The organism is Corynebacterium sp. (assembly GCF_030532195.1).
Classification (GTDB): domain Bacteria; phylum Actinomycetota; class Actinomycetes; order Mycobacteriales; family Mycobacteriaceae; genus Corynebacterium.
Map to the genome: position 1 here is coordinate 610,183 of NZ_JAUNLP010000001.1, position 13,564 is coordinate 623,746.

Below are 13,564 nucleotides of genomic sequence, written 5' to 3' on the forward strand. Positions count from 1 at the left end.
CTCAGCCACCCAGTCAGCGCGCTTAAACAAGCGAACTGACATGGTGGTAGCATGTTTTCGTGGCTTACTTCTTGTTCATGGCCTTTGCGCGGGAACGAGCGCGGGCGCGATCGGTAGCGCTGAGGATCTGCTTGCGAACGCGGATGCCCTCTGGCGTAACCTCGACACACTCATCGCTGCCACAGAATTCCATGGCCTCATCCAGAGTCAGCTTGTGCGCCTTCTCCAGGGTGACGGTGGCATCAGCGGTAGCCGAACGCATATTGGTCAGCTTCTTTTCCTTGGTGATGTTGATATCCATATCCTCATCACGCGGGTTCTGGCCGACAACCATGCCCTCGTAGGCCTGGTCGCCCGGTTCGACGAAGAAGGTACCGCGGTCCGACAGCTGAATCAGCGCGTATGCGGTGACCTGGCCGGTACGGTCAGCTACCAGCGAACCGGTCGGGCGATCCTTGATCTCGCCTGCCCACTCGCCGTAACCGGCCGAGTAGTGGTTGGCGATACCGGTGCCCTTGGTCTCCGTCATGAAGATGGTGCGGAAGCCAATCAGACCGCGGGACGGCACGAGGAACTCCATGCGGACCCAGCCGGTACCCTGGTTGCCCATCTGCTCCATCCGACCCTTGCGGGCGGCCATTAGCTGAGTGACTGCACCGAGGTGCTCTTCCGGAACGTCGATGGTCAGGTGCTCGTACGGCTCCTGCACCTTGCCGTCAACGGTCTTGGTAACGACCTGCGGCTTACCGACGGTCAGCTCAAAGCCCTCACGACGCATGGTCTCCACCAGGACGGAAAGAGCCATTTCACCGCGGCCCTGGACCTCCCAGGAGTCCGGACGCTCAGTCGGCAGAACGCGCAGGGAAACGTTACCAATCAGCTCCTGATCCAGGCGGGCCTTCACCACGCGGGCAGTCAGCTTGTCACCGCCGCCCTGACCGGCCAGCGGAGAGGTATTAACGCCGATGGTCATGGAAATTGCCGGCTCGTCGACCAGGATGCGCGGCAGCGGATCTGGGTGCTCGACATCGCAGAGGGTGTCACCAATCATGACCTCGTCAATGCCGGAAATAGCAGCGATGTCACCGGCAATGGCTTCGTCGGTGGGCACGCGCGTCACACCGACGGTACGCAGCAGCTCTGCGACCTTGGCGGTCTTGATGTGCTCATTGCCCTCGGAGTCATAGTGAATCCAAGAAATCTGCTGTCCCTTACGGATGCGGCCCTTATGAATACGAATCAGGCCGATACGACCGAGGAAGGAGCTGGAGTCCAGGTTGGTGACCTGAGCCTGCAAAGGAGCATCAATCTCAGCGGACGGCTCCGGCAAGACGTCAGTAATGACATCGAACAGCGGCTGCAGATTCTCAGAATCCGGCAGATTGCCGTTGCCCGGATTGACGGTGGAGGCCTTGCCAGCGCGACCGGAGGCGTAGAGCACAGGCAGCTCCAGGTTGCGCTCTGCAGCCTCAGCAGCTTCCGGATCTTCGATGGTGGAGGCCAGCTCGAGCAGCAGATCCTGCGCTTCCTCCACGACTTCGTCGATACGCGCATCCGGGCGGTCGGTCTTGTTGACCACGATGATCACCGGCATGGACGCAGCCAAAGCCTTACCCAGCACAAAGCGGGTCTGCGGCAGCGGGCCTTCCGAGGAGTCAATCAGCAGCACAACGCCGTCAACCATGGACAGTGCGCGCTCAACCTCGCCACCGAAGTCAGCGTGGCCTGGGGTGTCGATGACGTTAATGATGAGGTCTTCGCCGTTTTTACCCTCACCTTTTCGGCGAATCGCAGTGTTCTTCGCCAAGATGGTGATGCCCTTTTCCTTTTCAAGGTCACCAGAGTCCATCACTCGGTCTGCAACTTCTTCGTGGTCGCTGAACACGCCGGACTGCTCCAGCATGGCGTTCACGAGAGTGGTCTTGCCATGGTCGACGTGTGCGACGATAGCGACATTACGGAACTCGGTTTCGCTCACAGGCGGGTAGCTCCTTACAAGCTAAGGGGACGAGGTAGAAACTTTGATACGACGATTCATGCATCAACGCATAAAGCGTTATACACCTTACTCCTCCGATTTTTGCCCGCGCATCCCAGTAGGCCACTCCCCTCACTCGACCCACCCCGCGTCACACCATCGGGGCGCTGTATTTACCCCCTTGCCATACCCCCGTGAGATTTTTCTCGCAGACACCTCTCAACCACTCCCCGTCTGCTCTACGACGCCCCCGGAGAACTAATCCCCTCGTAACAATTGTGGCAAAACAACACTGATGTGACCCACGGGGTCAGACTTGACTTTCGGAATTTTGCCACTGCAAAACGCCATTAGCCACATTAGTAATCTTTTTTCTCATCAGTTATGCTTCGCCACTCTTTACTACAACTTTCACTCTTGTTGACTGGCGACACACGCGAATCTGTAGGACAATTTGCTGAGAAGTTTCTAAAGATTTCTTTTCCAAATCTTTTCACACCTGGCTCAAGTCGTTCTAAGATGAGCCACGACTCCGAATTTAAGAAATTTCGATTTAATTCAATCCGAATAGCCCACGAATGAGAGGTTCTTCACCGTGGTTTCGACTGGACGCTCCTTCCTGCGCCGTGCCGCAGCGACCTTGGGTGCAGCTGCAATTCTCACTGCGGGCATGACTCCCGCAGCTTCTGCTTCCCCGTCGCTGGACATCCTCAACAACGCATCGCCGAATCTCTACGGCACCGCGCGCGACATCATCAACTCTCCTGGTGTTCCTGAGGAAATCTCCGGCGCTCTGAACAAGGGAATTGACTTCCTGACCGGTGAAGGCGGCGGCGAACCGGGCTTCAACGTCCCTGACCAGGCTCCGAAGACCAACCAGTTCCTGCTGCCGACTGTCGCTGACAAGTGCATCGGTGGCGAGAGCCGCTCCTTCGGTCTGGCTACCACGGTCCCGGGTCCGGCTGACCTGCCGCTGCCTGGCGTTCCGGAGAACCAGCTCGGCTTCATCTTCACCGGCCTGGGCACCAAGCAGCTGGCTCAGAAGCAGAACACCGAGATGAACGTCTACTGGGTCAACGTTGCCAACGGTAAGTACGGCAAGACCACCCTGCAGAACAACGGTATCAACGCTGAGAAGGGCCCGGGCGCTGTCAACGGCACCGCTAACACGGGCAAGGGTCTGGTCATCGCTGTCATGCAGGGTGGCATCACCACTGCTGAAGAGCCGGGTCCGACCAACTGCAACTACACCCCGACCGCCGGCGTTTTCCCGGTCGGCTTGAACTAAACTTTCTAGTTCTTTCCAGCCCTTTTTGCATCGCGTATGCAAAAAGGGCTTTTTCATGCCCACAATTCGCCTGCTGACGTTAAGGTAATTCGCATGTCCACTTCACCGGATTCCTCTACGCACCCGCCGCTGCGCACCAGTGTGCAGCCCCACCCGCCGAAGGTCGAAACCTTTGATCTGAGCGAGATGATCAATATCGACCCCAAGGGTTTCCACCGCGAAGTCGACGATTACCGCATGATCACCCCGAACCGCCTGTACATGCGCCGCGGCATGGATCACCCAAAGTTCGGCTATCTGGAGTCTTTCTTGCTTGCCGACGAAGGCTTGCGAATCAGCATTTACCACTTCCGACCGGGCATCAAGGTTGAGCACATTCGCTACGTCGATATTGTTTCAATCGATTGCTCCACCCCGGACCGCTGGCATATGACCGATCTGTACTTGGATATTCTGCAGGCCCCACGTGATTCAGATGCCGTTGCCCCACTGCCTGCTAATGCCCCGACCAGCATTGTCGTTGAAGATGTTGACGAGTTAGTTGCTGCTCACGCGCAAGGTTTGATTAGCGATGAAGTGACAGAGTCCGCCATCGAAACGGCACTTAAAGCGCGAGCTGACATTGCCGCGCACGGTGACCAAATTGATGCCTGGCTGAGCTCTTTTGAAATGGCTACGAGCTGGGCAAAAGACGTAGAACTCGCACCTGCAAACTAGCTCCAGCAGCAATGAGAAGATTGCCAGAAACGCAGTAAATACTGAACGCAAAAAGGAACATTGCCCATGTTTGATAATCTCACCGGCCCCATTCCTCCGGCTGGGCCTGACGGAAATGCCATTATCAAGGCGGTTCGTTCGGCTTTTACCTCCTACTTTGAAGAGCAGCATCCGGGCGAAGCTCAGCTGACATTCTTGGGTTCTTCCCCATTGAAGTTGCTGCGATTTGGCCCGGACACCGACCGCGTGGTCACTTATGCAACGCTTGGCTGCAGCGCCGAGGCCATGCAGGACCCATCCGCAATGGTGGTGGACACTACCTCTGGTCCACGTGCTGAGCTAGTTTTGCCCATTCGCGGTGGCCTTGACGAGGTCGTTCGCCCACTCGGTATTCTCGCCGCTTCTCCCAGCATCGAAGGACTCGTTCTTACCGATGGCGCTCTGATTGACTTCGGCCAGCCCCTCTGGAATCAGTCCCGCTTTACTGGCTTTGTGCTTACCACTGCGGATATTCCCGCTGTCTCCGCCGAGGGAACGGAAGTAACCATCTTCCAGCCGGTACCGGCTACTACCAATGAATTCGCTCTCGCCCGCGCCAAGGGCGTCGACGAATTGCAACGCGTGTGGCGCGAGCAGGGGGTTGACTTCACTGACCCGCACCGCACAAGCGCTGTGTAGGGTGAGTGATTATGGCAGCAAATTCGGCTAAAGATGTCCCATTCCATGCCGCCCAAGCTTTCCGCTGGTGGCGCTTGTCGGTGTACGTTTACATTCCGGCTTTGATTCTGACGGTGGTCACTTCCCTACTGAAGTGGGATGCCACCGTCCAGGCAGCGGCCAAGGCCAATAACATCGAGGTCTCATCTGCCCAGACCAGCCTGGCATTTAGCTTTGCAGTTGCCGTCATCACCCAGACCGCAACGGCCATTGCCTGTTGGTGGCTCGCTGGAAAGCTGCTGGAGGGCTCCACCGCTGCACGCACGGTTCTGTCAGTTGCGGCAGCTGTCTTTGTTATTAACGCCGCCATCACCGGCGTTGGCGCTATCTCCAATGCTTCGGCGGGCTCTGGCACTGTTCTCGGCTACATCACTGCAGGGCTGCTTGCGATTGCATCAATTATCGCCGCAACTGCGACAGTGCAGGCCTACCGTGGCGAGCGCAACCAGAAGTTTTTTGTAACTTCCTAGCGAAGTCTCTGTTTCTTCGCTGTTCCGGAGGGCACTTGGGCTCTCTCAGCCCAGACCCCGCACCCCCCCTCCCGAAACACAACACCCCCACCACCAGGTGGGGGTTTCATTCATTGAGCCGGAATACTGGCTACCGAAGCAACCAGGAAATCCCGACTGACCGAGAAGCTAGCAATTAGCGCTTCTGGGAATCCTTGAGAATCTGGCGGCCTGCGACCATGCGGCAGATTTGGTTGGTGCCTTCATAAATCTGAGTGATTTTGGCATCGCGCATCATGCGCTCCACCGGGAAGTCACGGGTGAAGCCGTAGCCGCCGAGGAGCTGAACGGCATCGGTGGTGACCTGCATAGCCACGTCGGAGGCGAAGGCCTTGGCGTTTGCGGCCATCATGCCCAGGCGTGCGCCGCCCTCAGCAGTACCGCGCTCAGCATTGGCAGCAGCGGTGTAGACCATGAGGCGAGCAGCGTCGATCTTCATACGCATGTCAGCCAGCATGAACTGGGTGTTCTGGAAAGCGGCAATCGGCTTGCCGAACTGCTGACGCTCCTGAACGTAGCCGACTGCGTAGTCGAAGGCACCCTGAGCAATACCCAGTGCCTGTGCACCGATGGTCGGGCGGGTGTGGTCCAGGGTCTCCAGGGCGGTCTTGAAACCAGTGCCCTCTTCACCAATCATGCGATCTGCCGGAACGCGGCAGTTCTCGAAGTACAGCTCAGCGGTCGGAGAACCCTTAATACCCAGCTTGTGCTCAAGACCGCCAACGCGGAAGCCCTCGTCGTCCTTGTGAACCATGAACGCGGAGATGCCGTTTGCACCCTTCTCCGGGTCAGTGACGGCCATGACGGTGTACCACGTGGAGCGGCCACCATTGGTGATGAAGCACTTGGAGCCGTTGATAACCCACTCGTCACCATCGCGAACCGCACGGGTCTTCATCGAACCGGCATCCGAACCAGCCTCGCGCTCAGTCAGCGCGTAAGAAGCCATGGCACCGTTGGCGATATCCGGCAGTACCTTGGACTTCAGCTCATCGGAGCCCTTGAGGATCAGCCCCATGGTACCCAGCTTGTTCACGGCCGGAATCAGCGATGCCGAACCGCAGACACGTGCAACTTCCTCGATGACGATGCAGGCTGCAACCGAGTCCGCCCCCTGACCACCGAACTCCTCCGGGACGTGGATTGCGTTGAAGCCGGCCTCATTCAGGGCCTTCAGTGCTTCCTCCGGGAAACGTTCGTTTTCATCAACATCCGCTGCATAAGGTGCAATCTGCTTCTCCGCCAGATCACGAATAACGGCGCGGAGCTCCTGGTGCTCCTCTGGAAGCTGGAACAGGTCAAATCCTGGGGTCAAAGCCATGTGGGTGTTCCTCCCGAAGTTGTTTTTGCACGCAGCGCTACGCCACGCGAAATTGTTATTTCCGTTCAATCCTAGTGGCTAACATCACTACGCACCCGCGAAACGCGAAATCTGCAAGATTCGCGCATTGCCCGCCGGCGCCCACAAAATAAATTGCGCCAGAAACTCACGCAGCGTTGATGTCGCCCAATACTTCAGCGGAGTGTACGCCCCAACCACGCACCAATTGCGCAATCCTCGCTCCCGCACGAGCTTCGCCACCCGCGGGACATGAAAATCACTTGTCACCACAACTGTGCCCGCATCCAGGTCGGCATCACCGATTAGCTCGCAAGCGAAGTCAATGTTTTCCGAGGTGTTCGTCGACGCATCTTCCCTAATCAGCGCGATATCACCATGCTTTACGACGTCCGCTGCGTGCGTAGCTAACCACTCCACCATGGCATCCGCTTCGGAGCGCTTAGCATTTGTCACCGACTCATGGCCGACACCGCCGCAGCAAATTATCCGCTTTGTCGTTGCGTCACTGACCGCTGTGGCACGGCGTAACCTCCGTTCGAGCAGATCAGAGGGCCGGTCATTTTTCAGTGCACACCCCAGCACAATCACGGTGTGTGCGGGCACCGTTGCGCGTAAGAGGGCACTGCGTGTTCGCACGGCTTCGAACGCTATGGCAGCGGCACCTGGCACGGCGAGGGCGGCGGCTGTGGACGTCGTCAAGCACTGTGGGGTCCTAGAGCGCCGAGCCCACTGACTTGCGGTAATCCAGGCTGCGCCGACGGCTGGGAGCACCCAGCGTGCGGGGCGGCGATTGGGAAGGCGGGGTGGGCGGAGTTCGGAGTCGGCGGCAACGCGGAGTCCGCCGGCTAGTAGAAGCGCGCCGAATCCGATGCCGAGGTCGGTGAGTATTTTTCTCATAGGCGCGTTCCAGGCTAGCCGTTTGAGTACGGCAAGGTGGCGGCGGCGATGGTCCAATCGGCAAGGGTCTCGGGATTGTGGGTGGCGATGTGCTGATCTTCCTGGCGTGCCCACATGTCCCAATGACCTTCGAAATGCATGTCGCGGGCCATAGCGCGCTCGAACCGCGTCTGGGTATCCAACTCAACCCAAATTCCCCATCCAGCACCGTCACCGACGCTGCGGGCGGCTGCGAGATTAGCCTGCGTAATGGCTCCGCAGCCTTCGATAATGAGAGAGGTATCAGGCGGGGTTGCTACCCACTCGGCAAGCGAGTTCGCATACCAGTCCCAGCGGCGGTATCCGCGCTTATCCGGGCTGAGAGCGGGATTGATGATGGATGCCGCCACTGCATTGGAAGCAGCCTCGAGGCCGCCCCAGCCTGGGTAGACATCCTCCAAGTGGATAACTGGCCAGCTCAGTACGCGGTGAAATTTGGCCGCAAGGGTGGTCTTGCCGCTGCCGGAGCGGCCGTCGATAAGCAGAATCATCGCTCTATGTGACTCCGAACAGACGGAACTCGCCAGCCCACACCGAGATACCAATCGCGGCGGCCGCGATGGCGAGGCAGACAATGATGGTGAGGTAGTCACGCGGTGCCATGGTGGATTTGTGCCACCACGTGCGTTTAATGGGAGCGCCGAAACCGCGGGCTTCCATGGCGGTGGCGAGCTTAGTGCCGCGGCGAAGAGCGAAGACCAGCAGCGCGAAAACCTGCGAGAGCGTCCGGCGGATAGCACCGTGATCGCCAAGCCCGCGGGCGCGGCGAGCCCGAGTGAGAGCCTGCCAGTCGTTGATAAAAAGCCCGATAAGCCGGACGCTTGCGACTGTGGCCAGCACAAATCGCGTGGGCAGACGCAGAATTTGCGCCAGGCCATTGCCCAGGTCTGTGGAGTCAATGTTGGCGGTCAACACAATGACCGGCACACCGATGGCAAGCACGCGCAGCATAATCGCGATAGCCAGCGAGATGGAGTTATCAGTCACGTGCGCGAGCCAAAAGGAAAAGTATTCCCTGCCCTCGGGGTTGCCGTAGAGCGCCATAGAGATGCCGGAGATTGGAGTGGCAATCAGGATGGGCAAACAGCGTCCGAGGAAGCGGCGGAAGCCCAGGCCGGAAAATGGGACGAGAAACAGTGTGCATGCAAGCGCGACGGCTGCCGAGACCCAGTCGATAGAAATCAGCAGCGGTGTGGTCAGCGCAAAGAGTCCCAGCACGCGCGCCACCGGATTGACGGTGGCGAGATACGGCATGTCTTTGCGATCACCACGCGTTTCCGCGGCAGCGCGGGACACATCGATATCCGCAGTGGTGGAATGATTATTCGCCGAATTCATGCGCTTGCCTCCTCTCGCACGCCGCATCAGAGGCGCTGCCAGGCCGGGCGCTACCAGTATGGAAACCGTCCATATCCACCACGTAATCCCCCATCGCCTCAATAACCAGCGGATCATGGGTGATGGACACGACGGTGCTACCGCTGTCGGCCAGCTGACGCAATAGCGTAAGCAGCTCGGTAAAAGTGCGTCGGTCCTGGCCAAACGTCGGCTCATCCAGAATGACAATATCCGGTGCAGTCGCCAGCATCGTCGCCACCGACAGTCGCCGTTTCTCCCCGCCAGAAAGCGAAAATGGATTGGCCTTAGTCAGGGCACTCAAGCGCAGGCGCTCAAGCAGTTCTTCAATGCGCTGATCAGCATTTTCACCAACTAGTTTCGGCCCCAGCTGCAACTCTTCCAACACGGTGCCAGTAACGAACTGATGCTCGGGATCCTGAAAAACCGTGCCAATTCGCGTGGCCAACTTCTTCGACGGCCACTTCCACGGCGCACTATCTGGCTTCTGGCCGGCATGCGCCACCAACACTTTGCCACCCATCGGCTGCAGCAGCCCACCGAGAGTCAGCGCAAGCGTGGACTTGCCGCTGCCATTTCGGCCAATGATGCAGGTCGAGGCTCCAGCTGGAATAGACACTGACACATCCGTGGCAATGGGCAAGCTGCCATCGCCACCGCTAAACCACGATTTCTTCGCGCCATAGCCAATATCCAAACTGTGGCTGGCAATCGCAATATCGCCGGTCGGCCGTCCTGCCGAATCACACGCAACACGCTCAGCCGCCGGAAGTACAGGCGGGGCGCCGGGAATCCACACCCCAGCATCTGTCAGGACCTTCCCGTAGGACGACAGCACATAGTCTGGTGCGCCATCAGCAATAACCCCATCCGGCCCGAGCACCACAATGCGATCAACAGCATCGACCCACGCATCAACGCGGTGCTCGACCACAATCAGCGCTGCACCCGTGCGGTCTGCCGCAGCAATCGCCGCATCTCGCAGCACCGGTACACCCTCGGGGTCAATGTTCGCCGTCGGCTCATCCAGGCAGATAATCCGCGCTCCCATCGCCAGCACACCAGCTAAGGCCAGGCGCTGCTTCTGCCCGCCCGAAAGCTTTCGTGTCGGATGATCCAGCGGCAGGTCCAACCCAACCATGTCCAGGCTGGCGCGCACTCTTCTACCAATTTCCACCGGATTGACACCGAGGTTTTCCGCACCGAAGGCAACGTCGTCGCCGATTCGGGCACTAATGGTCTGCGAATCGGGGTCCTGGAGCACCAAGCCGACGACACCACGGGCGTCAGAGGTCGGACGACCATCAACGAGGAGTTCTCCGGAGGCTTCGCCATCGGAGTCGTCGCCAAGCACGCCTGCAATGGCGGCGAGCAGCGTCGACTTTCCTACCCCCGACGCGCCGAGCAGTAGCACCTTTTCACCGCGCTCGATGTCGAGCGTGATGTCCCGCAGCACCGTAGCTTTTCGCCCCGCGTGCCGATAGCTGAAGCCACGTGCCTTTACCGCCAGGGCGTGTGCGCTTGACGACGGCCTCTGCGTCGACCCCTCTTGTGCCACTTGTAATTTCCTAGATGTCGTCGTGCCGCTCGCGTCCGATGGCGAACCTATCCAGCGCTCCGGTAGCCGCCAGGGCCTTGGCCAGGAAGTACGCCAGCACACCGGCCAGGATGGCACCTGAGAGCGCATTGGAAATCAGGTAGATGACGTTGAATTCGATGGTCTTGGCCAAGTTGCCCGTAAACAACTCGTAAGTCCACGCGCCGATGCCTGCCATCAGACCGGAGATAATGACGGTGGCCACGTTGTAGCGCTTGTACGCCAAAATCAAAAACACTAGTTCAGCGCCAAACCCCTGTGCCAGACCGGAGTACAGGGTGGTGATACCCCACTGATTGCCAATTAGCGCAGAGACAGATGCCGCGATGACTTCGACGAAGATTGCAGCGCCTGGCTTACGGATGATGTAGGTGCCCAGTGGCCCGCCGAGGAACCACATGCCGGCGACCAGACCACCCAGACCCGGGGTCAGCGCGTTGACGGCTTCGTAGCCGGCGCCACCGATGATGTTCCAGATAACGAAGATGAGGCCCACGGCAACGCCGATGACGGCCGCGATGATGATGTCGATATTGCGCCAGGAGAGATTAGCGCGTGCTGCACTCGCCGAGTCTGTCATCGATGATGCTCCTATAAATGATTTACACTTTGCGCTCTAGCGTATTGCAATTTTATGCTGTTACGCTCTAGTTTTGAACTTCTGGCCAAGCCTACCGCGATGCTGCCACAGCCTCGATACATTAGTAACCATGAACAAAGCCGAACGGTCATCTTCTGCAGATACCTCAACTGACAATCAGCCTCATCCCCCGGAGAAATCCGGCGAGATGCCAACTGCGGAATCTGTCGTAGGTACTGCCGAGAAATCTGGGTCTGAAAACCTCGAGGTCGACAACACTTCGACTCAGGAAAGTTCCAACCCATATTACCTTCCGAAACAGACCTTCGGTCGTAGACTAGATCTCTCCGCCAACCAGTGGTGGCCGTTCATTGGTGTCATCGTGCTGGTCCAGATCATTGCACGTGTGATGGTTATGACCACACATGGCTTCTACTGGGACGATTTCATCATCCTTGGCGATCTTTACGATCACTCCTTATTCAGCAAGGATTACCTGCTGCAAGATCACGACGGGCACTTGGCTCCGTTGTCATTCTTGGTTCAGGGCATTTTCCACACGATCGCCCCATGGAACTGGTGGCTACCAGCGATTTCGATGTTGCTGATGACGGTGGTCACCACCGTGGCATCATCGCGACTTTTTGAACTCATCACCGGACGCACTTTGGTGTCGATGTTTCTTATTGCGCTGGTCGCCTGGACTCCGCTGATGTTGCCGACTGACACCTGGTGGTCGGCTGCCGTCAACGCGCAGCCGTTCCACCTAATCTTCATCATCTTCATGATTGTCTCCATCCGCACAACGGTGCGCCGCTCGTATGGACCTCGCCCGTGGGAGTCAATCGGACTTTTCCTCCTGCTGCTCGTGGCATTGGGATTCTTTGAAAAGTCCCTGGCAATCGCCCCGATTTCCCTTATGGTCGTTGTCACCATCGCCTACATGGAACGCAGCAGTATTCTGCAGACTTTGCGTCGTGGTCTAACTATCTGGATTCCCACCATGCTGCTTACCGGCGGTTGGGCGCTGTTGTACTACGTGGGCACAGCCAAGTCCAAAAGCTATATCGCCGAGCAGCTGCAGCCTGAACTCTTCTTCAACGGTTTGGGCCAGGTCTTTGCAGGCATGATTGGTGGTCCGACTGTATGGCAACGGTGGGCTCCGGGGCAGCCGTTTGCGTATGCACCGTCGTCACTCATTGCACTCGGCGGCATTACGCTGCTGATTCTGTCCGCAACACTGATTGGTCGAGATTACCGCGGCTGGGCACCATGGACGCTGTCGGCGGCATATTTGTTCGCCACGTTGCTGGCGATCACCGCGTTCCGCTCTGGAGCGAACACGTCGGGCCTTCTGGCACACACGTTGCATTACTACGCCGATGTGGCACTCATCGCAGCAGTCTGCATTGCTATTTCCTTAGCTGGCACGCCGCCCGAGTCCGATGCACCAGCGCCACTTCCCGCGCGCACCCATATGCTCATTTGGGCGTTCGGTTTGGCGCTGAGCATCACCTCCACCATTTCGGTGTTCACTTATCGCGATGCGTGGTCCGATGACACCAATATGGAGTGGCTTTCCACCACTCAGGCATCGCTCTCCCAGCTTCGGGAGGAAGCCGATGCCGCAGGCCCCGCCAAGGCCATCGACTACAACTTGATTGATCAGCCCGTCCCGTTCGAGATTCTCGTGCCGGTAGCCGCACCGATGAACATGTACTCTCGCGTGTTCGACGGGGTCGACGACCGCCCGCCGTTTGCTCGCGTCACCGGACATCCGCGCATGTTCGACGCTAAGGGCACGCTAATCGACGCCAAGGTCTCTGAAATCACTCGTGTTCAAAGCGGCGATGTCGACAAATGCGGCCATCAGATCACCGTTGGCCCAGACGGCACGGCTTCAGAGGACATCGGCCTGGAGAACATCATCAAACTCGGTGACTGGGTCCTGGAGTTTCCCGCCACCGCATCCGAAGACATGGACGTGCGCCTTTCCCTGCCGAATCCATTTGAGACCGCAGAACAAACTCGCGCTGGTTCTACCGTCGTTGAGATGAATAATGAACTGCGCCCGCGCTACGTCTACCTCAATGGTGGTGGCAACACTCTGCACATTGATGTAGAAAAGGCCACTCCGGGGGCAACGCTTTGTGTCGGCACGGGGGCGATTGGCCCCTTAGTTCCCGCAAACCGTTAAGATTCCTCTAAGATATTGTAAGAAAAGTTCTTTAGCACCATGTAGCTATTGTTTTTCCGACAGAGGAGCCACATCCATGCGTAACCGCATCGCCGGCGCTATCGCCGCATCCGCCATTGCCGCAGCAGCCCTGGTCGCCTGCTCTCCCCCGAATGAGCAGGACTCCAACGTCACGGTCGGTGACCAGGAGAACCCGTCGATGTCTTACGAGCAGAAGACTTCGACCCCGGCATCCTCCGAGACTATGCCGGGTGAGGAAGAAATGATGCCGTCTGAGAACGCTCAGATGTAGTTTCTGCACCACAAGCCAAAACTGCCAGTATCACTGAAGATTAAGAGCCGCTATT

At 58.2% G+C, this 13,564-nt stretch carries 13 protein-coding genes; 6 read left to right on the top strand and 7 right to left on the bottom strand.

What is annotated here, in order from left to right; genetic code table 11:
- Positions 1-64 precede the first annotated feature (64 nt).
- Complete coding sequence (gene typA, locus Q4E11_RS02700; RefSeq protein ID WP_303163393.1) at positions 65-1,978, bottom strand: translational GTPase TypA; 1,914 nt, start codon at positions 1,976-1,978, stop codon at positions 65-67.
- A 595-nt stretch (positions 1,979-2,573) separates the two neighbouring features.
- Between typA and Q4E11_RS02705 the strand changes: the two genes are divergently transcribed.
- From Q4E11_RS02705 to Q4E11_RS02720, 4 genes are all read left to right on the top strand, one after another.
- Entirely contained in the window at positions 2,574-3,266 is a 693-nt protein-coding gene (locus Q4E11_RS02705; protein WP_303163397.1) for a hypothetical protein, read from the top strand.
- Positions 3,267-3,359: 93 nt separating this feature from the next.
- A complete protein-coding gene (locus Q4E11_RS02710; protein WP_303163399.1) occupies positions 3,360-3,983 on the top strand; it encodes a DUF402 domain-containing protein in 624 nt (207 codons plus the stop codon).
- A gap of 66 nt (positions 3,984-4,049) precedes the next feature.
- Positions 4,050-4,661: a suppressor of fused domain protein gene (locus Q4E11_RS02715; RefSeq protein ID WP_303163400.1), complete on the top strand. Its 612-nt coding sequence runs from the start codon at positions 4,050-4,052 to the stop codon at positions 4,659-4,661.
- A gap of 11 nt (positions 4,662-4,672) precedes the next feature.
- Positions 4,673-5,170, top strand: a complete 498-nt coding sequence (locus tag Q4E11_RS02720; RefSeq protein WP_303163402.1) for a hypothetical protein — start codon at positions 4,673-4,675, stop codon at positions 5,168-5,170.
- A 175-nt stretch (positions 5,171-5,345) separates the two neighbouring features.
- On the opposite strand, the gene Q4E11_RS02725 is transcribed toward Q4E11_RS02720, so the two are convergent.
- The 6 genes from Q4E11_RS02725 to Q4E11_RS02750 all read right to left on the bottom strand — a co-directional run bounded on the left by Q4E11_RS02725 (position 5,346) and on the right by Q4E11_RS02750 (position 11,020).
- The gene (locus Q4E11_RS02725) at positions 5,346-6,530 is read right to left on the bottom strand and encodes an acyl-CoA dehydrogenase (protein WP_303163406.1); all 1,185 of its coding nucleotides are present in this window, start codon (positions 6,528-6,530) and stop codon (positions 5,346-5,348) included.
- Between the two features lie 87 nt (positions 6,531-6,617).
- The gene (locus Q4E11_RS02730) at positions 6,618-7,448 is read right to left on the bottom strand and encodes a YdcF family protein (protein WP_303163409.1); all 831 of its coding nucleotides are present in this window, start codon (positions 7,446-7,448) and stop codon (positions 6,618-6,620) included.
- Between the two features lie 14 nt (positions 7,449-7,462).
- On the bottom strand, positions 7,463-7,978 hold the full coding sequence (locus Q4E11_RS02735; protein ID WP_303163411.1) for a hypothetical protein: 516 nt from the start codon (positions 7,976-7,978) through the stop codon (positions 7,463-7,465).
- A gap of 4 nt (positions 7,979-7,982) precedes the next feature.
- On the bottom strand, positions 7,983-8,741 hold the full coding sequence (locus Q4E11_RS02740; protein WP_303163491.1) for an energy-coupling factor transporter transmembrane protein EcfT: 759 nt from the start codon (positions 8,739-8,741) through the stop codon (positions 7,983-7,985).
- 67 nt (positions 8,742-8,808) lie between these two features.
- Positions 8,809-10,353 carry an ABC transporter ATP-binding protein gene (locus tag Q4E11_RS02745; protein WP_303163493.1) on the bottom strand — a complete coding sequence of 515 codons (1,545 nt, stop codon included), beginning with the start codon at positions 10,351-10,353 and terminating at the stop codon, positions 8,809-8,811.
- Positions 10,354-10,411: 58 nt separating this feature from the next.
- Positions 10,412-11,020, bottom strand: a complete 609-nt coding sequence (locus tag Q4E11_RS02750) for an ECF transporter S component (protein WP_303163414.1) — start codon at positions 11,018-11,020, stop codon at positions 10,412-10,414.
- A 130-nt stretch (positions 11,021-11,150) separates the two neighbouring features.
- Between Q4E11_RS02750 and Q4E11_RS02755 the strand changes: the two genes are divergently transcribed.
- Both Q4E11_RS02755 and Q4E11_RS02760 read left to right on the top strand, forming a co-directional pair.
- Positions 11,151-13,217, top strand: coding sequence for a hypothetical protein (locus tag Q4E11_RS02755; protein WP_303163415.1), 2,067 nt, complete (start codon positions 11,151-11,153; stop codon positions 13,215-13,217).
- A gap of 76 nt (positions 13,218-13,293) precedes the next feature.
- Positions 13,294-13,509: a hypothetical protein gene (locus Q4E11_RS02760; protein ID WP_303163416.1), complete on the top strand. Its 216-nt coding sequence runs from the start codon at positions 13,294-13,296 to the stop codon at positions 13,507-13,509.
- The last annotated feature ends 55 nt before the right edge of the window (positions 13,510-13,564 follow it).

Bases quoted from the DNA above. Each gene is read 5' to 3' on its own strand.
- Q4E11_RS02710 (WP_303163399.1), top strand. From the start codon at position 3,360: ATGTCCACTTCACCGGATTCCTCTACGCACCCGCCGCTGCGCACCAGT.
- Q4E11_RS02715 (WP_303163400.1), top strand. From the start codon at position 4,050: ATGTTTGATAATCTCACCGGCCCCATTCCTCCGGCTGGGCCTGACGGA.
- Q4E11_RS02720 (WP_303163402.1), top strand. From the start codon at position 4,673: ATGGCAGCAAATTCGGCTAAAGATGTCCCATTCCATGCCGCCCAAGCT.
- Q4E11_RS02725 (WP_303163406.1), bottom strand. From the start codon at position 6,530: ATGGCTTTGACCCCAGGATTTGACCTGTTCCAGCTTCCAGAGGAGCAC.
- Q4E11_RS02730 (WP_303163409.1), bottom strand. From the start codon at position 7,448: ATGAGAAAAATACTCACCGACCTCGGCATCGGATTCGGCGCGCTTCTA.
- Q4E11_RS02735 (WP_303163411.1), bottom strand. From the start codon at position 7,978: ATGATTCTGCTTATCGACGGCCGCTCCGGCAGCGGCAAGACCACCCTT.
- Q4E11_RS02740 (WP_303163491.1), bottom strand. From the start codon at position 8,741: ATGCCGTATCTCGCCACCGTCAATCCGGTGGCGCGCGTGCTGGGACTC.
- Q4E11_RS02750 (WP_303163414.1), bottom strand. From the start codon at position 11,020: ATGACAGACTCGGCGAGTGCAGCACGCGCTAATCTCTCCTGGCGCAAT.
- Q4E11_RS02755 (WP_303163415.1), top strand. From the start codon at position 11,151: ATGAACAAAGCCGAACGGTCATCTTCTGCAGATACCTCAACTGACAAT.
- Q4E11_RS02760 (WP_303163416.1), top strand. From the start codon at position 13,294: ATGCGTAACCGCATCGCCGGCGCTATCGCCGCATCCGCCATTGCCGCA.